The sequence below is a fragment of the Bacteroidetes Order II. bacterium genome (genome assembly GCA_016788705.1).
Lineage (GTDB): Bacteria > Bacteroidota > Rhodothermia > Rhodothermales > UBA2364 > UBA2364.
In genome coordinates this window covers 94,818-119,026 of record JAEUSQ010000050.1, presented here as the reverse complement: position 1 = coordinate 119,026, position 24,209 = coordinate 94,818, and the positions used below count along the sequence as shown (strand labels likewise).

Sequence of the window (24,209 nt, the reverse complement as noted above, 5' to 3'; positions counted from 1 at the left end):
ACTTCTCACAACAACCCAATGGGATCCACATCTATGGCCACCCGATAGTTTTTCGGCGGATTTCCATAGCGCATCTGGGCTTCCCGAAGGAGCTGCTGTAAGGTGATTACGGGGATGCGTTTAGAGACCTTGAGCAAGGTATGAAACCGAAAGATGCGTTTTATTTTGGGAATCATGGGTGGCATAGGCCCATTCACCTCAAACCGTTTTCCGGAAAGTGCTTTTTCCGTTATGATCTCACGGAGGAGAGAGGTCCAATCCTCGGCGAGTTTTTGGGTACGTTCCTCATCTGGCCCACCAAATTCCACCGCCACCAATCTCCCGTAAGGCGGATAGTGCAGAGTACTTCGGGCGGGCAATTCAGAAGCGATAAAGTTGTGAAAGTCGTGGCGTTCCGCATAAAAGATGGCGGGATGTCGCGGGTTTCGGGTTTGGAAGATCACTTCCCCCCGTAAATGGCCCCTTCCGGCACGTCCGGCCACTTGTGCCAGCAATTGAAAGGTCTGCTCGGCCGCCCGAAAATCCGGAAACAACAAACCAGTATCGGCATTCACCACCCCAACAAGGGTAACCCGCGGGAAGTCTAACCCTTTTGCGACCATCTGGGTACCCAATAAAATATCAGCCTCCCCACGGCCAAATGCCGAAAGCAGTTTTTCGTGGGCTTCTTTTCGGCCCGTTGTGTCCTGGTCCATACGCAGAATACGGGCTTCGGGAAACAAGGCTTGCAGTTCTTCTTCCACCTTTTGGGTTCCTACGCCCACCTCTTTCACCGATGCAGCATGGCATTTGGGGCATCGGTGGGGGACGGGCTCGTGGTATCCGCAATAATGGCACCGAAGCTGATGATTGTTTTTATGCAACGTTAGGGTTACGGCACACGACGGGCAATAGGCAGTCCAGCCGCAAGTGACACAAGACAATACAGGAGCGTATCCACGACGGTTTTGGAGTAAAATCACTTGCTCTCCTTTCGAGAGGCGTAGTTGAATCGCCGACTTTAAAGGGCGGGAGATGGATCCGGAAAGGCTCTTTTTTTTCTGCTCCAGTGTTAGGTCTATCGTTTCTACTTCTGGAAGCGGGGCCGCAGCATGTCCGGCTACAGGTACACGTACCGGCATAGAGAGCCGTGTATATTTGCCTTGTTCGGCATTGACATGGCTTTCGATGGAAGGCGTGGCCGAGCCAAGCACCACCGTTGCTTGCGCCAACAAAGCACGATACACCGCAACATCGCGTGCATGATATCGCGGTGCAGGATCAAACTGTTTATAACTGGATTCGTGCTCCTCGTCCACCACAATCAACCCAATATTACGAAGGGGCGCAAACACAGCCGAACGCGGCCCAATCACCACGTCATAACGTCCCTCGCGCAACAAACGCCACGCATCATAACGTTCACCGTCGCTCATGCGCGAGTGTAGAACTGCAATCCGGTCGCCAAAATGTTCCCGAAAGCGGTGAACCGTCTGCGGGGTAAGGGCGATTTCCGGAACCAATACCATACCCGTCTGCCGACGTGCCAACACTTTTTTAAGCGCCGCAATATACACCTCTGTTTTTCCGGATCCCGTAACACCATGCAGAAGAAAAGGGCTAAACACCCGATTTTCTATGGCTTCTTCTAAGGCATCGAGTGCTAAACGTTGTCCCGAATGCAAGACATGAGCAGGTGGATGGGCTGCGCCATTGTCTGGCTCGTCCCCATAAGGCGTTCGGATTACTTCCTTCTCTACCACCTCCAATAGTCCGGCTTCTATCAGCGATTTTGCCGTACTAGCACCCACATTGGCCTCCGCAAGCAGTGTTTTTTGCGCAGGCTCTGGACGATAGGCCCGCGTCCATTCATCCAAGACCAAGACCAATTGCCGTTGCTTCGCTCCCTTGAGTATCGGCAGAATCTGCGGTAAATTGGCTTGTGTGCCCAAGGTAAACCGCAAATGTTTTTCGGTTTTTACCCGGACTTTGGCGGCCTCTAAAACAAGTTCAGCGATTAAAATACCGCGTTGTTCCATGCTACGCATCAGCGAGGGGCGCAATTCCGGCCCCAAAACATGCAATAACTCCTGCAAAGTCTGACCGGGTTTAGCTTTCAATTCCGCAAAAACGGCTTGCTGTATCGCTGAATCTTCCGGCTCACTGCCTGCCCGTACATAATACCTAAGTTGACTCACGCGCCCGATACCATTGGGCAGTGCTGCCCGCAGGACTTCCCCCCAGCCGCAAACATAATAATCTGCCACCCATTTGGTCAACTGGAGCATAGACGTATCGCAAACGGGCACCTCGTCTAACACCTGAAGGATGAATCGGATTTTGGCCGGATCGGTAGTAGGTGCTGCCTCCACAGGACCTACTGTAACCACACCCGTAACTTGCCGACTGCCCAACGGCACCACCACAGCCAATCCCGGTACAATCGAATGTGCATCCGGAACGGCATACGTGAATGGCTCCAAAAATGGAAAACCGAGTAGGGCAACTTGAACCGTTATCAAGAAACGTGACAGGGTTAGATGAACCGCATAACACCTCTAAAGGCGTTCAACGCGGATATAGTCAACTTCGATTTCCATCGGTGAATTCAGACCAAAACCAATGCCATTACCAAACAATGGATATACAGGCAGGGTATCCACTTGTTTGCCATTAATCAGAAAATAGAGTTTAAACCCTTTTTTCTGTATGGTTAAGACATTTTCTTGGTTGTCTTTTTTGCGAATGATTTTTGCATTCTTAAGGGCAATGAGGTCCGTCCATGTCCGGTTTTCAAACCGTGAAACGCGGTATTGGCCGTCTCCGGTAATACCAAAGGCATAAAAGCGGCTCGCAGTGTTATCTAAGCCCCAGATAACCGAATAACTATTGTTATTGATGCCAGATAATTTGACGAGTTTGGTTTCGACAATATAGTCCAAACTATCAGATAGGCCAGGAGCCGAGATATTAGACCAGTAAAAGGTCTTGTCTGCGCGGTTATTCATCCGATATCGCCCATCAACAATGGCATACGAACGTCCTGCCTCCTCACGGATGCTCCATTTATTGCCATTGTCCTCAAACTCTTCGCGAAAAACCGAAAAATGAGCCACAGGTGCTCGCGGGGGCGGAACTTTCGTCCGCACCGAGTCGGGGTGGCGTTTGGGTGGATTGTCTTTTAAAAAATCCGGTTTTTCACACGAGGAAGCGCCTCGAAACAAGACGATGGCCATCACCAAAGCCAAGGCCAAATACCCAAAAGTTTTCTGCATAGGGTTTATGATTAAAGAGCGGTTTATCCGGGGGGCCATGCAAAAGAGCGCCCACCCATCAAATGTAAGTGCAAGTGGAATACCGTTTGTCCGGCATCTTGGCCACAATTAAACACCGTTCGGTATCCATTGGATAAGCCCTCGGCAGCGGCCAATTGTTTGGCAACCACAAATAGGTGTCCAATGATAGGGGCATCCTCCGGCGCCAAAGCATCAAGGCTTGGGATGGGCTTCCGTGGAACAATCAGAAGGTGTGTTGGTGCTTTGGGGGCAATATCGCGAAAGGCGATACACCAATTGTCTTCGTGGACCACTTGCGCAGGAATTTCGCGGTCCATGATGCGCTGAAATAAAGTTTTTTGTTCCATATTGTTCATTAGGTCATGCCATTGAGCGATCACAAAAGACCACTGGTCGTTTGGTGCAATATACAGCCTTTCCAGCAAGAGTATCACCAGAAACTTATCCCCACCATGCAGGTTGAAGGCGTCATTTACAGAACAAGGACAGTATGATGCGGCTCCTTGACCTCCTTCGAACTTTTTTCAAACAACCAATTGCCACCTTCAACAAAACCCAATACTCCCCGCGTGTATGTGACGCGACAGGTACATTTTAATGCAGCTCACCGCCTCCACAATGCGGCATTTGATGATGCTTGGAATCACCAGACCTACGGCCATTGTAACCACCCCAATTGGCACGGACACAACTATGTATTGGAAGTTACCCTTGCTGGGCCTCCAAATCCAGACACAGGGTATCTTATGGATCTGGGCGAACTGAACCGGATCCTTCAGGAAAAAATTGTAACCAAATGTGATCATCGTAACCTAAATATGGATGTGGACTTTTTACAAGGCATCATTCCTTCGTCCGAAAACCTAGTGGTCGCTTTTTGGAATGAGTTGACTGGTGTGCTGCCTCCTCATCTCTTGCATTGTGTCCGCCTTTGGGAGACTCCCCGCAATATGGCCGAATATTTTGGAGAAATGGCCTGATTTTTATTCACCGAAACAACTTTTGATACATATGTGTGACTTCCGTCCAGAACCCGAAGAATTTGAGGTATCTCCAACGACCCATGGCTACGAGAGAAGCGATACCTATAACGCCGAAACAACCGATCGGATTGCTCAGAACATCCGGCAAAATTTGCAGCTCTTGGGTGAGGATGCAACACGCGAGGGGTTGCAAAAAACACCGGAGCGGGTGGCCAAGGCCATGCAATTTATGACGCAAGGGTATCACCAAGACCCCCGCAAAATCCTTACCTCCGCACTATTCGAGGAAGACTATAGCGAAATGATTTTGGTGAAAAACATCGAATTTTATTCGATGTGCGAACATCATATGCTCCCTTTTTTTGGAAAAGCACACGTGGCCTATATCCCGAATGGCCGTATTGTGGGCTTGAGCAAAATTCCACGGGTCGTGAACATTTTCGCACGGCGGCTACAAGTACAAGAACGCATGACGCTTCAAATCCGCGATGCCATTCAAGAGGTTCTCCAGCCTTTGGGCGTGGCGGTAGTATTAGAAGCCCGTCATATGTGTATGATGGTTCGGGGGGTGGAAAAACAAGACTCCTCTACCATTACCAGTGCCGTGAGTGGTGAATTTATGAAAGAGGCCACCCGTGCCGAATTCATGAAGCTCATTCGTTCCCACGCAAGGGGCTTATGAGTATTATTCAAAAGCCCGAAGCAGGTTTTCGCAGGCTTCTTCTAAGACGGGCCATTCTTTTGCAAAACAGAACCGCAAATAATAATGACCATCTTCGGGATGATGAAAGAATGAATTTCCTGGTACCGAAGCCACTTTGGCCCGTTTAACGAGTGTTTCGCAAGCGGCCCTATCGTCCGAAAATCCAGCCACTTTTCTTGAAAGGTCTTCAAAATTCGCCAATATATAATATGCGCCTTGTGGCCAAGGTACCTCGAATCCAATCGCTTCCAAGGTATCCCCCATCCGTTTACGCTTGCGGGTATAGTCTGCCATCATGTGGGTAAAGTAATCATCTGGCATCATAAAGGCTTCGGCAAGGCCATATTGTAAAGGTGCTGGCGCACAGATATAAAACAAGTCATTCAATAAGCCCATTTTTTCAATGAGCGGTTCGGGTGCAAGTGCGTATCCGAGCCGCCAGCCCGTCATGTTATAGGTTTTAGAGAAACCGGAAAGCGTGATGGTACGCTCATAAGCGTTAGGCAGCGACGCAAAGGACACATGTTCATTCCCGTCATACGTCATGTATTCGTAAATTTCATCTGTAATGACGTACAGGTCATATGCTTCGGCAATTGCCTTTATTTCCTCTAATTCTGCTCGGGTCCACACTTTCCCGCACGGATTTCCGGGGGTATTGATCACGATGGCCTTTGTTTTGGAAGAAAGGACCGCACGCACCTCGCCAAAGTCCACCTGCCAATTCAAACCACGCATGGCAATGGTTTTGGTAACCACGCCTGTCAGTGCCAGCAAATTGCGGTGATACCCATAGAACGGCTCAAAGAGAATGGCCTCATCACCCGGCTCGAAAAGGGCAAACATAGTGGAAACAAAGGCTCCCGTAGAACCTACGCTCACCATTACATCATTGGAGGAAGGGACCGTAATGTGGTTAAAACGGCGGGCTTTTTCGGTAATAGCAGTCCTCAACTCAGGAATACCCGCATAAGACGTATAAATGCTTCGGTTTTCCTCGATAGCCGCTTCTGCCCCTTTTTTAATCGGCTCCGGCGTAGGTAAATCGCAAATACCCTGTCCCAGATTAATGCCGTTTACACGGTTAACAAGAGCGGTAACGGCACGAATGTCACTTTGGAACAAGGTGTCGGTGCGTTTGGCAAGTGGTTTCATGACCAGTTGAAAGGGTTCGTCTTTGTAAGCAGTGAGATTTATTTAAGCGCCTACAATATAGGTGTTCCACACCATAGAAGTCCACCCTTACCCAATCCCCACTGTCTTGTACCTCGAACCCATTCTCTAATTCAAATTTAATCTTCTATTTTTTACCATAAAAAGACTTAAAACACCTAAAAACATTCTAAGGTGACAATTTATCACCTTGTATATCAAAAATGATTTTTATACCTTAACCAAGAACCCAACAAGACGGATATCTCCCACCGAAGCCTTGTTGAAAAATCCCACCCCCACAAAACTGAACTGCGCTATCCACGCAGGCCTTTGTTTATCCTCTTAGCCGGACTGTTAACAACCTTTCGCTCGCTTTCATATAGGGCGGATGGCAGGAAGCAACCCGACCTTTACGGGTGGTTTCGGCTTAGGTAGATGCCTTAGGACGCTGTTTTTGATCGGGTAGTGCAGTGTATACTACAGACGTTGCGTAATCCACTTGGCTTATAATGCTCGAAAGTGGGTTATGTATGACCTCACTTATCCAACCAAAACCAAAATTCTATGCTCAGACCTGTAAAAACACTGATCGGTTTGGTTTTCCTTCTTACACCGTTTGTGGCGATGGCCCAAAGTGGGAAAGTAGCAGGAAACGTAACTGATGCTAGTTCTGGCGCTCCGTTGCCAGGTGCAACCGTCCGTTTGGAACCTACACGCCTTGGTGCTGCCACCGATAACGCGGGCCGTTATGTGGTAACACGTGTACCAGATGGTGAATATACCCTCTCTGTCACCTTTATCGGTTACCGCAACTTTAAACGTGCGGTGACGGTGCGAAATGGCGGTGAAGTGGTGGTAAATGTCTCACTTCAAGAAGACCCCACAGGTCTCGATGAGGTGGTAGTAACGGGTTTGGCCGCTACAAACTCGAAGGCCATTGCCCCTGTAGCAACCTCCAAGGTGGATGTGGGCGCGCTGACGCAGGACAAGTCTTTCTCGAATGTAAACCAAATGTTGGCGGGCAAAGTCTCTGGCGTTACGGTGGCTTCTTCATCGGGGAATGTGGCGGGCGGTTTGCGCTTCGACATTCGTTCCGGTGGTGGTCTTTTTGGCGGCGGTCAGCCATTGATTATTGTAGATGGTGCCCGCATTTTGGACATCCAAAGCCTTACGTTCGGAACAGGGGGGCAGTCTATGGGAACGTTTGTCACCCTAAACCCAGACGACATCCAAAATATTGAAGTGCTCAAGGGGCCAGCAGGTGGCGCACTCTACGGAACGAGTGGTGCAAATGGTGTTGTAATCATTACCACAAAATCCGGCAAAAAAGCCCAAGGCGCTGGCGGCCTAAAAATCGAATACAAAGGCATTACAGGCTATAACGAGCGTCAAAAAGAATATACCGAAGACATGGCAATGTCGTATAAAGGACACAATGCCTTGTACATCAAAGGCCCTATCCAACAGCACACGCTTAATGCCGCAGGAAGTACAGGAGCCATCAACTACTTCACCTCGTTTGATCAACGTAAAGAAGAAGGAATCCTCCGAAACAATGGCCTTGACCGGACGAGCTTCCGCGCCAACTTCGAAGCGTATCCTTCCGATAAGTTCACGATTCGCGTCTCCTCCAGTTTCTCCAATAGCAAAGCAGACCTTCCACAAAACGACAACAACATCCTTGGTTATTTGGGTAATACCTTGTTGTTTGGACCTAACTTGACGACAGGTGTAAGACGCGACTGGGGCTTTACCGATAGCTTGGCCGTAGAAAACATCCAAACCCAATCGGAAGTCAACCGCTTTATCGGGTCTGTTGGGTTAGACTTTAATCCCATTCAAGGACTTTCGCTAAAGGCCACGATGGGCTTCGACGGCTTTGACCAACGCGACGACCAAACGTTCCCTGCAAACTTCCGGTATTCCGGTAGAACCAAAGGAGAGCGCAACGTGGCCATGCGCCGCTATCAACTATTAAACTATGATGCTACGGCGCGTTATAGCACCTCTTTTAGTGAGATTAGATCCAATACTAGTATCGGATTAACGGCTTTTGCCAATACAGCCTCTAACTTCTTCATCACCAAACAAAATTTTGCCACCGAGCTAACGACCAATGTGGGTGCAGGGGCAGATTTTATTGGCGGTAACGAGGGCTTTGGTGATAGTCGCGAGGCAGGCGTTTTTGTGCGGCAAGAATTGACCTTTAAAGATGCCATTTTGGTATATGGCGGTGCACGGATGGACTTTGCCAGCTCGGTTGGGCGCAATGCACCGAATGCGATTTATCCGCAAGCGGGCCTTTCGATTAACTTAGAGCGACTCGGTATCATGCCATCGCACTTTAACCTCTTGAAATTCCGTACGGCCTATGGTGCATCAGGGGTATTGCCCGGTTCGTTGGATGGCTACGACCGTCTTTGGACTGCCGTAAACTCTGGCTATGGTGGTGCTGGGGTGTTGGCACAAATCGGGAATGCGGGTATTAAGCCAGAAAGCCTACAAGAAGTGGAAGCTGGTCTGGATGCCGAGTTATTGAATAGCCGTATTGGTTTTGAAATCACCGGATTCTACAACTTTGCCACAAACGCCATTATTGGGAAGCCCAATGCACCTTCTACAGGACAGACCGCCTCATCGGTGCCGTTCAATGTCGGTAAACTGAATGGCTGGGGCGTAGAGTCCAAAATCTATGGCACACCCGTGAAGTCACAAAATGCCGTTTTGGACCTGACGTTTATCTGGAACTACAACGACAACGAAGTAAAAGACATCGGAGACTCGCAACCGATCTATGATGGCTTTAGCCGGAACGTGATCAAAGCCGGACTTACCCGTAGTGCATTCTACCTCCCGATTGTCGTTGGGGCAAACTTCGATGCAAATGGCAAGTATCTTAGTCCAAAGTTTCAGACAGATGCAAATGGTGTGCAAGAACGTGTTTATGTAGGTCGCCCAATGCCACTCTACAATGGTTCCTTTACTGCAAACCTGAACCTCTTTAAGAGTCTGAATGTGTATGTCCTTACCGATTGGGCATTGGGTCATAGCATGTTTAATGGAACCCAGCAATTCCATAGCAATCCCACCTATGGTAACAACAAGGCTTATAACGAACTGCGGGCGCAATTGGGCTTGGTCACCATCCCCAATATCACAGCGCTTGCTGTTGGCTCTGCCGAGTATAAAACCGCCGCCGAAAAGTTGGTGTATATGGAACACAGTGTGATTTCCAACTACATCCAGCCTGCAGACTACTTCAAAATCCGCGAGGTGAGCGTTAGCTACAATATTGGTCAGTTGCTTACCAAAACAACGGCCAATAAAGTATTAAAAGGGGCAAGCCTCTCGGTCGCTGGACGCAACCTCTGGACCTTGACCGATCCAAAATTCAAAGGGGCAGACGTGGAAATCAATGGAACGGGGGCTCGTAGCTTGGGTCGTGGACAAGACTTCCTGACACTCCAAACCCCACGTCAGTATTATGCAACCCTTAGCTTGGGCTTCTAAGCCATGGCAACATTCTTTTGGATTTTAATATGAAAACCTATATGAAAAAGTACTTTTTAATGTTAGGACTTGTGTTTGTCATTACTGGTTGCGATAACTGGGTGCAAGACATCGAGAAGCCTATCAACGTAATTACAGAAGAAGACCTGACTACCGAGGCACAAATCCCGTTCTTGGTATCTGGTGTAAAAGCCCGTTTTTCGTCCACCTATGACCAATTGGCCTATATGTCGGGCGCGCTATCGGACGAACTGATCTTCGATACCCGTGTGCCAAATGCCACTTTCCCGACCTTTGACCAATTGAACAAAGCCGATGTATTGCTGGATAACAACTCGGTTACGGGCGGGATGCTGGCTTTGGGAGAATTGCTCTACTTCTCGGACAATCTCGCCGAGCGGGTGGGGAAAATTACCTTCAAATCTGAAGCCACCAAAAACGATGCCCTCTATAATGCAAACCTTTATGGGGCTATTGCACGTTATTTTTGGGGCGCATACTTCGGGTTGAATCCCCAACAAGGTGGCGGCGTGATCAATGCAGGTCCGTTTATTGCTTCCAATCAAATGTATGACGATGCCGTAAACAAGCTAAAAACAGCACTTACCTTCGTACAAGGCAAAGCCTATGAGACCAAGCTCGTGAACTCGGTGATTGCAAAAGTCCTCTTTGCGAAAGGAGACTACACTACGGCAAAAGCCCATGCACAGGCGGGATTAAAGAAAGGCGATAACCCAATGTTGGCCCTTTACGCCACCACTGCCGCAAACGGTTGGTATAACAACGCTGGTATTGGCCGTGCGCAATTGGTTGCCGATCCGCGTTATGCCACCTACGCTGCCGAAACGGGAGAGACCGCACGGGTTCCACTTACCAAACTCGGAACCACCTATGTGTATTACCGCCAAGAGAAGTTCCCCGCACGCGAGTCTTCTATCCCGTTTATAACGTGGCAAGAAAACAACTTGATGTTGGCCGAGATCGCTGTCCGCGAAGGAGATGCCCCAACTGCCCTCTTGTTGGTCAACGAAGTTCGGACGACGGGTCGCACCATTCCTGCACTAACGGAAAACCCAACGGTGGACACCATCCTCGTTGAGCGCGAGAAGGAACTCTTCTGCCAAGGTGTTCGGTTGATAGACCAACGCCGTACCGGAAAGTGGCACCTCGGCAACACGGCCGCAGGAACGCCAACGTGGCAGTATATGCCGATCACAGAGCGGGAACGCAATGCCAATCCGAATCTGAAATAACACAAAAAACCTCCTCCTCCTGCTCCAAGGGCCCTGTGTACGTAACGGGGCCTTTGGTGTTTATGGGAATGTAGCTACACACGCCACACCAGAACGGGGTCATTGGATTATTCGCTACACAGTCATTTGAACAGTATCAGAGAACCCATGCACAAAGAAACTGCACCTACAAACCAGGCCTACTCTCCATTCTGGATGCCACCTCCTGACGCACAAAAACCGGAGAAGCCGGAAATACAAAGGCCATCACCAGACGGATCACCCAGACGCAAAAAAACGAGAAAAAGGGCGCAGCCAATACATCTATTGTATAATGTACATGTTGCCACAGCAATAAAAGCGCCACGAGTACTGTCCCAAAAATGAAGGCCAAGCGCCAGCGAACATCCCGTTCCATAAAAATGAACATCCCTACCGTCGCCGTATGACCAGAGAAAAACAAGTCTTTGATTTTGGGAGCACCCGCATAGACACCTCCCTCCAAAAAGGGGTCGCGCAAAGCCATAATTGTTTCAGGCGGTTCTAAAGGAACAATGGCCATGGTGATCATTCGGAACAAATTGATCCCGGCATAGGCAAAAATAATCCAAAGTACATGGTGTGGTGAGTGGATGTTGCGGAACACGCCCAAGAAACTAACCGAATAGGTCGCCACAAAAATCCATTCTGAAATATGAACCGGACCAATGATAGCCAGAACGGGGTCATATATGCGGCGACCCGTTCGCGCCTCGATGACGTCTAAAAACGGAGGTAGGATAAAAACGATAGCAGCAATGGCAAGCAAGATGCCAAAGACCATCACCAAAATAAATTTCCAATCTGTTATAACCTCCGACCAACGCGGAGATGAACCATTTCTCATGCGAATTCGTTTATCGCTTCTTCATAGAAGCACTCTATTTTGCGCATAATCGTCTCCCAATCGTACAACTGGGCACGCTTCACCGCTTCTTGTGACATGTTTTGGCGCAGTGTAGCATCTTCAAGAATGGTGCGGGTCGCCTTATAAAAAGCATCTACATCTTTAGGCGGTGCCAAGAAGCCCGTCACACCCGGCTCTACCAATTCCTTACTGCCCGTAGCATCGGCACAAACCGCCGGAAGCCCCGAAGCCATCGCCTCGAGGGTTACCAGTCCAAAGGTCTCGGTATCACTTGGAAAGAGAAAGACCTCTGCCGAGGCAAAAGCACGCGCCAAGGCTTCTCCCTTGAGATGGCCCGTAAAAACCGCATCAGGCAGTGCGGCACGTAGCCCTGGCTCCATCGGGCCTGCCCCCACAAACAGAGTTTTGTGTGCAACACCATCGGCAGAAAGACGCTGCACCACCTCTCGAAACACATCGAGGCCCTTTTCTGTAACCAAACGGCTGACAAAGGCCACAACCCGGTCTTCATCGGCAAAGCCCAGATTTCGCCGCCATTCCAATGAGCGTTTTGTGGGGTTAAAACGATCGGCCTCTACGCCATGCTCCCAAATACGCATATCAGCCAAGATGCCGTTTGCATGGAGTACATCGGCCATAGACTGTGAGGGTACGTACAACTGAAGACACGATTTGTAAAAACCACGTAGGTGTCGCCAAATCATTGGCTCCAACCAGCCCAGGCCATAAAAAGACAGATAGGAGCAAAAATTGGTGTGATATGAAGCCACAATGGGGGTATTCGCCTGTTTGGCATAGCGAATGGCCGCTTTTCCAAGCATATCGGGCGTTGCCAAGTGGACAATATCCGGCTTAAACGCCTTGAGTCGTCGAGCCGCATCCGTACCCATCCGAACAGGAACACGGTATTCTTGTCGGTTGCCCACGGGCATTGGAATGGATGGTACTGGAACATATGCCCCTGTATGCTTTATTGCAGGACGATCGCTGTGCGGGCCAAAGACCAATACTGTGTGCCCACGTAATTCTAAATGGCTGACCAAGCGATTGAGCGTTAAGGAGACGCCATCCGCAATATGGTTGTAATTGCCGGTGAATAAGGCAACTTTCAATGTAGCAAGGGTTAAGGGGCTAATCGGGGGGCTTGTAATTGGTATTATGGCTATTTTATTCAAATAAGCAACTGGATGGCAAAAGACGCCCTGCCAATTAATTGACGGGGCAGTGCCATATACAAGAAAGTCCCGAATCAAAAAGGTAACAAACTTTTAATGCTAACACAATACACCGCGAACTTCTGCTTTGACCATTTTTTAGTAAAAGTGTCATGAATTAAAAAAACCACATATAATAGTCATTAAAGATTACAAAAAATAAATTAAAAGCGTTTTTATAATTCATAGAGGCTTCGCAAGCTTTTGAAGAGCTGGTAACATACGAATAACGTTTTAGCAACTTAAAATTTATATTTTGAACATACAAACCACCAAATGACCCGTATTGGGTCAAAACCCTCAAACACCAAAACCATTTCTCCATGTTTAATACCCTCAGACGTATGTTTGGGATGGGTCTTTTGTTATTTGGCCTGTTCCATTCTATCGCCCTTGCACAGGTAACCACTGCCGCTTTATCCGGACAAGTAACGGATGCCAAAGGCGAAGCCTTGCCTGGTGCCACTGTAAAAGCCATACACCAACCTTCGGGGACCGTGTTTGGGACCGTAACCCGTGCAGACGGACGGTTCAACCTACCGAATTTGCGTATAGGTGGCCCATATGTGGTCGAGTTTAGTTTTATTGGATATAAAACCAATCGGACGGAAGGAATCCAACTATCGCTGGCCCAAAAACTGAATCTTTCGGTGGCGCTGGAGGAATCCGCACAAACCACAACCGTGGAAATAACGGCCAATACCGATGCTACCATTAACAAAGAGCGGACAGGAGCAGCCACCTATGTGAGCCAGGCCCAAATACAAGCCTTGCCCACCATCTCGCGCTCGGCCTCGGACTATACGCGCCTGACACCCGCTTCGGATGGAAATTCGTTTGGCGGTCGAAACGACCAATTCAACAATTTCTCGTTGGATGGGGCCATTTTTAATAATCCTTTTGGTCTGGACGCGGCCACACCCGGCGGTCAGACCGATGCGCAACCAGTTTCATTGGATGCCATAGACCAGATTCAGGTTTCACTCGCGCCTTACGACGTCACGCAAGCGGGGTTTACGGGTGCTGCCGTAAATGCGGTAACCAAATCTGGAACCAATTCTTTTGCCGGAACCGTATTTAGCTTTTACCGGAACGAAGCGCTCACGGGTAACAAGGTGGGCAGTAGCGAAGTCTTTAAAGGTGATCAATCGCAGTTTCAAGGTGGTTTTGCCATTGGCGGCCCGATCATTCAAAATAAATTATTTTTCTTTGCCAATGCCGAATTTGAGCGGCGGTCCGATCTTGGCTCCAACTACTTAGCGGCGGCTTCTGGACGCACTGGCGAGAATGTTTCACGGGTTTTGGCCTCCGATCTTATGGCCGTTTCCAATGCACTGAAACAACGATTTGGCTACGATACGGGTGCGTATGAGAATTATACCCACCAAACCCCCAACCAAAAAGGGATTTTGAAGTTAGACTGGAACCTGAGTGATCGGAGCAAACTCGCAGCCACCTACCAATTCCTCCAAGCCTCTAAAGACAAGCCTGCCCACCCATCTGCTATTGGACGTCGTGGCCCCGATTATACCACCTTACAATTTGAAAACGCTGGCTACCGCATCAACAACAACCTGAACACGGCAATCGTGGAACTGCGTACCCTCTTTGGTAACAAAGCCAGCAACAAACTTCAGGCTGGTTTCTCCTCGTTCCGAGATACGCGGGATCCGTTTTCTCCCCCTTTCCCGGTCATCAACATTAATAAAGACGGGATTCGCTACATTGTGGCAGGTCACGAACCTTTTTCCATTAATAACCGATTGAACCAAAACGTTTATCAGTTTACCGACAACCTCAACCTCTACTTAGACAAGCATACCCTGACATTGGGGGCTTCCTTCGAGAAATTCGAGTTTGATAACTCCTTCAACTTAGATGCCTTTGGTGGCACCTTTACACCCGGTTATAACAGTGTTCAAGAATTTATCACCCTCGTCAATTCAGGCGGTTTAGACACTGCAGTGAATGCGGCCAAGAATACAGCGGCCACCAAAAATGCAAAGGCATGGGGAGACAAAGACGGTTGGGCACTCGCCGAGACCAATATGGGGCAATTTGCCCTTTATGCACAAGACGAACTGGCCGTAAGCCCTACTTTGAACGTCACGTTCGGGGTGCGTGTGGATATGCCCTTATACTTCGATAGCGCCACCAAAGCACAAGAAAATATTGATCGCAACTGCTGTTATGACCCCAGTGTAGAATACTTTACCGAAACGGGTGCCAAGATTAAGTTCGACTCCACTCAATTACCCGATCAAAAGCCGCTGTTTTCGCCTCGTTTTGGTTTTAACTGGGACGTAAAAGGCAACCGGACCCAACAGGTTCGTGGTGGGAGTGGCCTCTTTACCGGACGTTTCCCCTTCGTTTGGGTGGGTAACCAAATCGCCAACCCGAACTTCTGGTTCTATACCGTAACCTCGCCCGACTTTAAGTACCCGCAAGTTTGGCGCACCAATTTGGGATACGACCAACAATTTGGCCAAGGCTGGACGCTCTCTGGTGACTTTATCTATACCCGCGACCTCCATGCGATGATGGTGCGGAATTATGGCCTTAACAAACCTTCGGGAACCCTGAAAGGGGTGGATAACCGCCCCATTTATACTGCTGCCGATCGCACAGTACCTTACGCCAATAATGCCTATGTCTTTACCAATACCGACATTGGCTATACCTTCAATGCCTCGTTCCAACTACAACGCAATTGGGCAAATGGCCTTTACACATCGCTCGGCTATAACTACGGCATAGCCATGGATGCCTCTTCGATTGATGCGGAAATCTCTTCGGATGCCTTCGACCGGAATCCGGCATACGGCAATGTAAACGAGGCCATACTCGCCCCTTCACTTTATGGCAATAAACACCGGATTGTGGGTGCGGCCTTTAAGAAATTTAGCTATGGCAATGGCAGAATGGCTACCACCGTTTCCCTGTTCCTGCAAGCAGCCGAAGGCGGACGCTATAGCTACACATATTCTGGAGACCTAAACGGTGATACTTCTGGCTTGAACGACCTGATCTTTATTCCTACCGATGCACAGATTGACCAGATGAAATTCTCCGGCACCGCCTCCGAGCAAACTGTGCAAAAAGCGGCCCTGAAAGCCTATATCGCACAAGATGGATACCTCTCTACCAATCGTGGGAAAGTGGCAGACAAGTTTGCGACAACCTCCCCTTGGTACAGCCAAGTGGACTTACGCCTTCTGCAAGACTTCAACCTAAGCATGGGTGGGCAAACTAAAACCCTTCAGGTAAGCTTGGATGTGTTGAACCTTGGCAACCTGATTAATTCCAATTGGGGCGTGCGCCAAATCCCTGTTAATACACAACCTATTGGGGTGTCGGTAGATGCCAATGGCAACCCTACCTATAGCTTTGATACCAACCTTCAAAATACCTTTGCCGATGACTTTAGCCTGCTTTCGCGTTGGCAAGCACAGTTGGGCATTCGGTTTATTTTCTAATCTGACACGTTAAAAAGTAACGACAAAAGCCGTTCCGGAATACACCGAAGCGGCTTTTTTGATCCTCAACACCTGCTGTTAAAACCCATCCCCAAATGCAGGTTCAATTTTGCCTTTCGGCGGCCTCCTGCCCACACTGAATGATCCCAAAGACCGTTTCCATCAGAGCGGGAATGTCTTTTCGGGTAAAACCATTGGTTTCTATGGCCGGATGAAAAATCACCCGAACTTCGCCTGGCGAGACCAAATAGCGGCGTTCATCGGCACAAGCATAAAAACCCACAAAAGACATTGGAATAATAGGGACACCTGCCTCAATGGCCACCTCGAACGCCCCTCGCATAAATGGAACCATCTGGTTGCTCCACGTGCGTTCTCCTTCCGGATAAACCATGATCGCATGGCCTTCGCGCACCATTTTTCCGGCTTGCCGGATGCTCTCGACGGCCTTACGCGGCGTGGAACGATCCACAAAAACACAAAAACGCTGTAGTACCCAGCCAATAAAAGGCGCTGTTTTAAGTTCTACCTTCGCCAAAAAGCCAAATGGGACAGGTATAAATCCAGTAGAAACAAAAATATCCAGCACATTTTGATGATTTGCCAAAAAGATATATGGCTTTGTGGGGTCTAGAGCAAAAGGCAATGCCACATGGGTCCGTATGCCCATCAACGCCAACATGCCTCGGCCCCAGCGCCTACTCCAGCGATGAAAGATGGCAAGGCCCGGCTTTAAAAGGCTGTGTACCAGCACCGCTGTACAACAAAAAATGGTATAAAGACTGCCGGAAAACAAAATCCAAACCGTCCAGCACCCAGTTTTGAAGGAGGGCTTTAAAACATCCTCCGAAGTTCTTTTTGGGACAGCACTTGTGGGGACATTCATGGTACAAATAAGGTTAACAATGTTAATATCCGAATTAACACCCGATTCTGCAAAAAAATGATCGGTGAAAAACACGGAACTTTACCCGCAAAATGTCCTCTTCGCTTTATGCCGGCACTTGTTTTTCCGCAACCTCGCGAATGATTGATAGCAGATAATCTATGGCTGCCTGGTCTTTTCGGTGATTGATGAGGCAGGCACGCAAGGCGAATTGTCCTTTTAGCTTGGTTCCCATGATAAATACACGCCCATCTGCCTCCAGTGCCGGAACCAAACGCTGATTAAATGCGGCCTTTTCGGCCTCGGTGACCATCGCACCTCGATATCGAAAACAACCCACCGCCAATGGCCCCGATGCGAGCCACTCAAAATCGGGTGCTGCTTCCACTTGCGCTTTCAGATATTGGGTAAGAGCAATGTCTTTCCGGATCATGGCCCGAAACCGCTCGAATCCATAGACCTTAACAGAGGTCCAGACCTTGAACGCCTTGGCATTGCGCGAGAGTTGGAAATAATGGTCGTTAAAATCAAATTGTACCGATGCCCCGTCGAAGTTGTTGTCCAAATAATCCGCATGTTGATGGTAAGAAGTCCGCAGCGTTTGCCAATCACGGACCAATACACAGCCCACCTCGAAGGGTTGATACAGCCATTTATGAAAATCCAAGGCGATAGAGTCCGCCAAGGCTATTCCACAGTACGCAGCGCTTAATTCTGGAAGCCCGGAAGCCAACCCACCATAAGCCCCATCCACATGGAACCACAACCGATATTTTTGGGCCAGCAGTGCCAACGACTCTAACGGATCAATCGCACCCGTATTCACCGTCCCCGCATTGCCCACAATACAAAAAGGTTGTAAACCAGCCGCCAAGTCCGACTGAATCTGTGCCTCTAACAAATCCAACCGAATGGTAAAATCGGCATGAGTGGGGATTTTGCGTATGTGTTTACGCCCAAGCCCCAAAAGAGCCATGCTTTTATCTATGCAATTATGGGTTTCTTCTGAAGCATATAAGATAAACGGCTTTTGACCAAAAAGCCCATTGTTTTGCACTTCTAAGGTATTGAAAAACGTATTTCGGGCTACGGTCAATCCAGCCAAATTGGCCTCAGAGCCTGCACTAACCATCGCCCCACCTGCATCGTCGGTAAAACCAATCATGGCAGCGGCCCATTTGACCACCCGTTTTTCAATCTCGGTCATGGCTGGCGCCAAATGCCATTTTGTATTATTTTGGTTTAGGGTGGTCATGATCAACTCGGCCAAGGTTGATACCTGATTTCCGCCAGACATGACATAGGCATACATGTGTTTGCCAAAATTGCCGGTCGCCGTCACCACCACTTTTTCCCGAATCTCGTCAAAAACCTCGGACAACGGCTGTGGTTCCTCAGGCAGCGGAGCATCAAAAAGAGCAGCCATTTCTTGTGGAGTTCCAGCATTAAACCCTTTAAGGGACTCCATATGCCGATAAAACCCCATGACCATCTGGAAGGTTTGGTCTAACATGTCCTGAAATTCATCCAGTGGGAAATCGAGTGTTTGGGTATGGTTTTTTGATGGGTGCATGTTTTTTCTCTAAGATACGGACACCCGAAGCGATATACCGGACTCTATGACGGATGCTTCCATAAATCCTTTTCCTACTATGCTAAGCTAAGTTACTCCCGCCATCTATGAATGCCTATCCGACGTGGCCTTTATAGGTGTGTAAAATATGTAATTAACTATATGTAATTAGTTATCTTGATGTGATTGATGTCCTAGCAGGGCAGATGTATGGGAAAGATCAAATTGGATTGGCGATAACCCATCCGGTTCACACCAAGCACTTTTTTTTTATTCATCCCTTTTTAAAGTGAAACAAGGCTGCAAGTTGGTCGTTTATGTATTAACTTTAAAATACAAAGTTCTTTATAATTTTTATTTATTTACCGAAACCAACCCCATTATGTTGAAAAGAATCATCGCCATCGGCTTCATCTTTATCATGACGGCCATTGCATGGTCTATCCTCGGCGCCAACCTGTTCATCCGCTCCAACGAGTCCGACCAAAGCCTCACGCAGGCGGTCGGGGATTTATGGGGGCGTCCGTTGGAGCAAACGGCCCCACAGGTGTATTGGGAAGAAAAATCCACCAAAACCGTAGTTGAAGCGGTGGATGGAAAAAATGTATCGCGTACCCAAACCGAGACCGAGCGCCACCCTGTGAACCTTGCAGGTTCTACGGTTGATGTACGCTTTAAATTGGAACACCGCCAAAAGGGCTTGATGTGGTATCCTACCTACTCCCTTTGGTACGATGCCACCTATACCATCCTGAACGATACTGGAGAACCACGTACTTTGCGATTCCATTACACCTTTCCCTCGTCTTCGGCGGCCTACGACGACTTCACTTTTCAGGTGGGCGATAAAATGCGGGCAGATATGACGGTAGAGGGCAGTCAAATGGTAGAAGATTTGGCGTTGGCCCCCGGTGCTGCTCAAGTCATCCGCGTGAAGTACAAAACGCAGGGCATGAAAACCTGGATGTATAACCTAGGCGAGGGTGTAAAACAGGTACGTAACTTCCGCCTGACGGCCCATACCGATTTCGACAATGTGGATTTTCCAGCAACAGGGGTTTCTCCCACCCAAAAATCGCAAACCAACGGTGGTTGGAAGCTCACTTGGGCTTATACCAACTTGCTGGCAGACATTAATGTAGGTCTGGTAATGCCCCAAAAGCTAAATCCGGGGCCTTGGGTGGCGAAAGTAACTTTTTTTGCCCCTATTTCGCTCTTCCTATTTTTCTTTGTGCTCTTCATCATTACAGTTATTCGGAAGGTGAACATCCACCCCATGAATTACTTCTTTATTGGGGCCTCTTTCTTTAGCTTTCACTTATTATTAGCCTATTTGGTGGATCATATTTCGGTAGAATGGGCCATGCTCATTTGCTCGGTGGTGTCTATCGCACTCACGGTCTCGTACATGCGGCTGGTGGCTGGCAATACCTTTGCATGGCGAGAGGTGGGCCTAAGCCAATTTGTATATCTGGTTTTGTTTTCTTACACCTTCTTCTTGGAGCACTACGTCGGACTGGCAGTTACGATCCTCTCTATCCTCACGCTCTTTGTGGTGATGCAAATGACAGGTCGCATCAACTGGGACGAGGTATTTACCAAACCCAAAACCACGTCCGGATAAAAAAAGGGGGCTTTATTTTATCCGGAGTGGCACAGTGTACTACTCCGGATTTTTTTTGCCGTTCTGCCCTAAAGGTTGCCCCTATAGAAAGATATTTCTCATGATGCTACGACCACTTCACAACCAATACACGTGGACATGGCCCCTCTTCAGGGTGGTTTTTACCTAAATAGATGATTAACTTCCGGCTTCTTGCCGAACACGCCCTGAATCCACCACGCCCAACCAAACCGAGCTTATACCAAGATGTCTATCACCCGCGAAAAACTAGCCCTCGCCCTTAAAAAGGAAGCCCTCCGGCTGGGATTCTCGGCATGTGGCATCTCTAAGGCCGAGTTTTTGGAGGACGAAGCCCGAAAATTGGAGGCTTGGCTGAAAGGCGGACACCAAGCAGGAATGGCTTGGATGGAAGGACACTTTGATAAACGGACGGATCCCCGTAAACTAGTGGAGGGCGCAAAATCCGTGATTTCCGTGATCCATACCTACTACCAACCCATCGAGCGCTTAGACCTGCCCACCACCGGAAAAATCAGCCGATATGCTTGGGGAGACGACTACCACGATGTCCTAAAAGATAAACTCAACATGCTTTTTTGCTGGCTCGAAGCGCATGTGGGCACGCTGAATGGACGGGCATTTGTGGACTCCGCACCCGTTATGGATAAAGTGTGGGCGGCCAAAAGCGGATTGGGATGGATCGGTAAAAACACCAATCTTATTTCTCGTACCGCTGGCTCCTTTTTCTTTATTGGAGAACTGATCGTGGACCTCGATTTGCCTCCCGATAGCCCAATACCCGACTATTGCGGCTCTTGTACCCGCTGCATTGATGCTTGCCCGACTGATGCCATCCATCCAGCAGGTTTTGTTCAGGCCGAAAAATGTATCTCGTATTGGACCATCGAACACAAGGGGATCGAGGTGCCGGACGCTTTAACGCGGCAATTTGATCAATGGATTTTTGGGTGCGATGTCTGTCAAGAGGTGTGTCCCTGGAATAAGTTCAAGAAACCAACCCAAGAACCACGATTTGAAGCCCGAACGGGCATGACGGACACTTCCTTGCAAACTTGGATGGAATTGGATTTGGAGGAATTCAGAAAACGCTTCAAAGGAAATCCCGTAAAACGCACCAAGTACGAAGGATTTAAACGCAATATCCGATGGGTTTTACCCGATGACCTTCCTCCGTAAAGGTTGTAGCACCCCCATAGGGGATCACAAAAAAAGCCGCTCCCAAATAGGGAAGAGCGGCCCTTATGCAAAAACAAACGTAACAGAACCCTTATTTAGCAGGGCTATATGGCAAAGAGGAGTGGTGTAGTACAATGCGTAACTTCCCATCTACCCCTCTCTTATAACCAAATGTTTTGTCCACCATGGTTTCTTTGCCATCTTTGCCCGTGATATAGACGTTCCCTTGCCAAATGGCCATATTACCATCCGTATTCAGGCTACTCGTAACGTAGCGAGCAGCCGTCCAGCCCTTGAGTGCAAAACCAGTATCCTCAGGGTACTTTGAATTGCCTCCGATAAAATAGGCGGCTGCACCCTCGCGGGTTGTGCGGAAGGTCCGTTCTCCAGAGGCTAAGGTTGGCTTGAAGGATACGGGCGCATCTGCATAATTATATAAATTGTCTAAGACCTGTCCGGCAATCGTCTTATAGTCTTTATTTTCTGCATGAGCTTTGGAGATGCTCACCAATCCATCGCACCATGCCCGAAGCGCAACGTCCACGTTTGACTGTGTGATTCGGTTGCTGGTAGCGGTACTGGTGGTGGAGTTTAATGAGATCGCTTGCTTAGGCGTGCTACATGCGGCGAAGGTAAAAACAAAAGATGCTAACAAGAGGTTTAAGACATTTTTTCTCATACATATCGGATTTAAAAAGTTAAGGGTAATTATTTACTATTCGTTGAAGCCTATAAAAAGACCCAGTAATTTTCTAAAAATGTGGGCCATCTAAAAACTTATTAAGACAATCTCTGAATTTACCAATACCTTATTAAGTACTTATTAGTGTAGGGTTAGAAGTGAATTAAAAAGACATCCTACGATACATTTTCAAAATCATCTTCTTAGGCGGTGGAAAAACGGTGGCGAGGCACCTCTGGAAGGCGGTAACGCGTAGGGAAGGCGGTGTGATAAACACCTCCCGATCCTTCGGCTGCGAAAGGGTTTTTCGTTCCACCTTTCGGCGTTCGCAGCACCCCAAAGCGTTAACAAAAACAAGATTATCATCAAAACCACCACGGTGCGGCAATAAGCTCTTTTTTGATAAGGAACGCCCGTTGTTTCATAAAGCGTTTGATGGCAGCTGCACCCATGCGCGTTCCACCAATCCCCGACATTTTGAACGATTGTTTCTCGCCTTCATGCACCATCGAGGTTAAAGCACATTCGTTAATCGAGATCGCGCCCGCTTCGATGTGTTGCCCAATGTGATAGGCTGTTTCCCAATCTTTGGCAAAAACCGCCGCACTTAATCCGAAAATCGTGCCATTCGCCAATGCCAGTCCTTCTGCTTCGGTTTGGAACGTCATCACAGGAATAAGGGGCCCAAAAGTTTCTTCTGTCATGACCTTCATGGTGTGGTTTACGCCTATTAGCACCGTTGGGCGGCAATACCAACCACCATTTTTCTGCTCACATTGTGCATTTCCCGTCAGCAAGGTTGCCCCTTTTTCCAACGCATCTTGTAGATGGGCATTGATGATACTGACTTGCTTATCTGAAATCACGGGTCCAATTTGTCCATCAGAAACGGTGGGATAAGCAAGTTGTACCTTTTCCGCTTTGGCTTTTAGTAAGGCTAAAAAGTCGGGTGCAATAGATTTTTGTACATAGACCCGCTCAATAGAAAGGCAAGATTGTCCACAATTAACCGTACTACCCCATAAAATCGAGGCAGCAGCTTGGTCTAAGTTCGCGCCTTCAAAGACCAACGCGGGGTCTTTTCCCCCAAGTTCGAGAAAACAAGGGATAAAGTTTTTCGCACAAGCGGCATACACCTTACGCCCCGTTGCAACGCTTCCCGTAAAGCATAATAAATCCACATGCTTAAGCAAAGTCGCGCCTGTTTTGCCATCGCCTGCCATAAACGACAATACGCCTGCAAGTTCGGGCGTTTCTTGAATCGAACGCATCAAGGGTTCAATAAAACGCGGGGTTACTTCGCTCGGTTTGATCACCACGCTGCATCCTGCTAAAAGTGCGGGCAAGGTATCTATCAAAGCCAGCAAGAGGGGAAAATTCCAAGGACTAATCACACCCACCAAGGGATAAGGCTGCAAGTCTTGCTTGATCTGAATGAAGGGAATGGCGGAGGTTTTATCGGGGCTGGGGACAAAGAAATCCGTAGCAAACCCACACCAACGATCTATGCTTTGGGCAATGAGTTTCGCCTCCAATTCGCTTTCATACCGCCGCCCTGTATCAAGCGTAAGTGCTTCAATGATGTCTTCTAAGTGTGAAGCAAGGCCGTTCTTCCATGCTTGTAAAACCGCAATGCGTTCGGCAATGGTCTTCTGTTGCCAAGCCACTTGATTGGTACGAAGCCGCTTCGTTTCGTTGCGGATTTGAGCAGGGGTTGGGAGCGGAAACGTATAATCCAATGCCCCTGTTCGAGGATTTCGGACCTGGTAGAGTTGATCTGATTTCATGACAT

Annotated in this window: 17 protein-coding genes; 7 read left to right on the top strand and 10 right to left on the bottom strand. The window is 48.6% G+C overall.

The window, feature by feature from the left end:
* Positions 1-5 precede the first annotated feature (5 nt).
* Genes priA through JNN12_12970 form a run of 3 tightly spaced genes read right to left on the bottom strand, consistent with a single transcriptional unit; the run spans position 6 to position 3,622 of the window.
* Complete coding sequence (gene priA, locus JNN12_12980) at positions 6-2,498, bottom strand: primosomal protein N' (protein ID MBL7979246.1); 2,493 nt, start codon at positions 2,496-2,498, stop codon at positions 6-8.
* A 39-nt stretch (positions 2,499-2,537) separates the two neighbouring features.
* Entirely contained in the window at positions 2,538-3,254 is a 717-nt protein-coding gene (locus JNN12_12975; GenBank protein MBL7979245.1) for a hypothetical protein, read from the bottom strand.
* 23 nt (positions 3,255-3,277) lie between these two features.
* Positions 3,278-3,622: a histidine triad nucleotide-binding protein gene (locus JNN12_12970; GenBank protein MBL7979244.1), complete on the bottom strand. Its 345-nt coding sequence runs from the start codon at positions 3,620-3,622 to the stop codon at positions 3,278-3,280.
* A 222-nt stretch (positions 3,623-3,844) separates the two neighbouring features.
* On the opposite strand from JNN12_12970, the gene JNN12_12965 reads away from it, so the two are divergent.
* Positions 3,845-4,255, top strand: a complete 411-nt coding sequence (locus JNN12_12965) for a 6-carboxytetrahydropterin synthase (protein MBL7979243.1) — start codon at positions 3,845-3,847, stop codon at positions 4,253-4,255.
* A gap of 31 nt (positions 4,256-4,286) precedes the next feature.
* Positions 4,287-4,940, top strand: a complete 654-nt coding sequence (gene folE / locus JNN12_12960) for a GTP cyclohydrolase I FolE (GenBank protein ID MBL7979242.1) — start codon at positions 4,287-4,289, stop codon at positions 4,938-4,940.
* 3 nt (positions 4,941-4,943) lie between these two features.
* On the opposite strand, the gene JNN12_12955 is transcribed toward folE, so the two are convergent.
* Complete coding sequence (locus JNN12_12955; GenBank protein ID MBL7979241.1) at positions 4,944-6,116, bottom strand: pyridoxal phosphate-dependent aminotransferase; 1,173 nt, start codon at positions 6,114-6,116, stop codon at positions 4,944-4,946.
* 564 nt (positions 6,117-6,680) lie between these two features.
* On the opposite strand from JNN12_12955, the gene JNN12_12950 reads away from it, so the two are divergent.
* Entirely contained in the window at positions 6,681-9,626 is a 2,946-nt protein-coding gene (locus JNN12_12950) for a TonB-dependent receptor (GenBank protein ID MBL7979240.1), read from the top strand.
* Positions 9,627-9,667: 41 nt separating this feature from the next.
* Positions 9,668-10,879 (top strand): RagB/SusD family nutrient uptake outer membrane protein, encoded by a 1,212-nt coding sequence (locus JNN12_12945; GenBank protein MBL7979239.1) that lies wholly within the window; start codon positions 9,668-9,670, stop codon positions 10,877-10,879.
* A 166-nt stretch (positions 10,880-11,045) separates the two neighbouring features.
* Here JNN12_12945 and JNN12_12940 read toward each other — a convergent pair whose 3' ends face one another.
* Positions 11,046-11,744, bottom strand: coding sequence for a hypothetical protein (locus tag JNN12_12940; GenBank protein MBL7979238.1), 699 nt, complete (start codon positions 11,742-11,744; stop codon positions 11,046-11,048).
* Positions 11,741-12,877, bottom strand: coding sequence for a glycosyltransferase family 1 protein (locus JNN12_12935; GenBank protein MBL7979237.1), 1,137 nt, complete (start codon positions 12,875-12,877; stop codon positions 11,741-11,743). The genes JNN12_12940 and JNN12_12935 overlap by 4 nt, the downstream gene beginning before the upstream one ends.
* Before the next feature lie 425 nt (positions 12,878-13,302).
* Between JNN12_12935 and JNN12_12930 the strand changes: the two genes are divergently transcribed.
* The gene (locus tag JNN12_12930) at positions 13,303-16,455 is read left to right on the top strand and encodes a TonB-dependent receptor (GenBank protein MBL7979236.1); all 3,153 of its coding nucleotides are present in this window, start codon (positions 13,303-13,305) and stop codon (positions 16,453-16,455) included.
* Between the two features lie 103 nt (positions 16,456-16,558).
* On the opposite strand, the gene JNN12_12925 is transcribed toward JNN12_12930, so the two are convergent.
* Positions 16,559-17,341 carry a 1-acyl-sn-glycerol-3-phosphate acyltransferase gene (locus tag JNN12_12925; GenBank protein MBL7979235.1) on the bottom strand — a complete coding sequence of 261 codons (783 nt, stop codon included), beginning with the start codon at positions 17,339-17,341 and terminating at the stop codon, positions 16,559-16,561.
* 106 nt (positions 17,342-17,447) lie between these two features.
* Positions 17,448-18,914: a hypothetical protein gene (locus JNN12_12920; protein MBL7979234.1), complete on the bottom strand. Its 1,467-nt coding sequence runs from the start codon at positions 18,912-18,914 to the stop codon at positions 17,448-17,450.
* Positions 18,915-19,296: 382 nt separating this feature from the next.
* Here JNN12_12920 and JNN12_12915 point away from each other — a divergent pair, with 382 nt between their 5' ends.
* On the top strand, positions 19,297-20,538 hold the full coding sequence (locus JNN12_12915; protein MBL7979233.1) for an inner membrane CreD family protein: 1,242 nt from the start codon (positions 19,297-19,299) through the stop codon (positions 20,536-20,538).
* A 246-nt stretch (positions 20,539-20,784) separates the two neighbouring features.
* Complete coding sequence (gene queG / locus JNN12_12910) at positions 20,785-21,735, top strand: tRNA epoxyqueuosine(34) reductase QueG (GenBank protein MBL7979232.1); 951 nt, start codon at positions 20,785-20,787, stop codon at positions 21,733-21,735.
* A 91-nt stretch (positions 21,736-21,826) separates the two neighbouring features.
* Here the strand turns inward: queG and JNN12_12905 are convergent, their stop codons facing one another.
* Both JNN12_12905 and JNN12_12900 read right to left on the bottom strand, forming a co-directional pair.
* Complete coding sequence (locus JNN12_12905) at positions 21,827-22,414, bottom strand: hypothetical protein (GenBank protein ID MBL7979231.1); 588 nt, start codon at positions 22,412-22,414, stop codon at positions 21,827-21,829.
* A 368-nt stretch (positions 22,415-22,782) separates the two neighbouring features.
* The gene (locus JNN12_12900; protein MBL7979230.1) at positions 22,783-24,204 is read right to left on the bottom strand and encodes an aldehyde dehydrogenase family protein; all 1,422 of its coding nucleotides are present in this window, start codon (positions 24,202-24,204) and stop codon (positions 22,783-22,785) included.
* Positions 24,205-24,209: the final 5 nt, after the last annotated feature.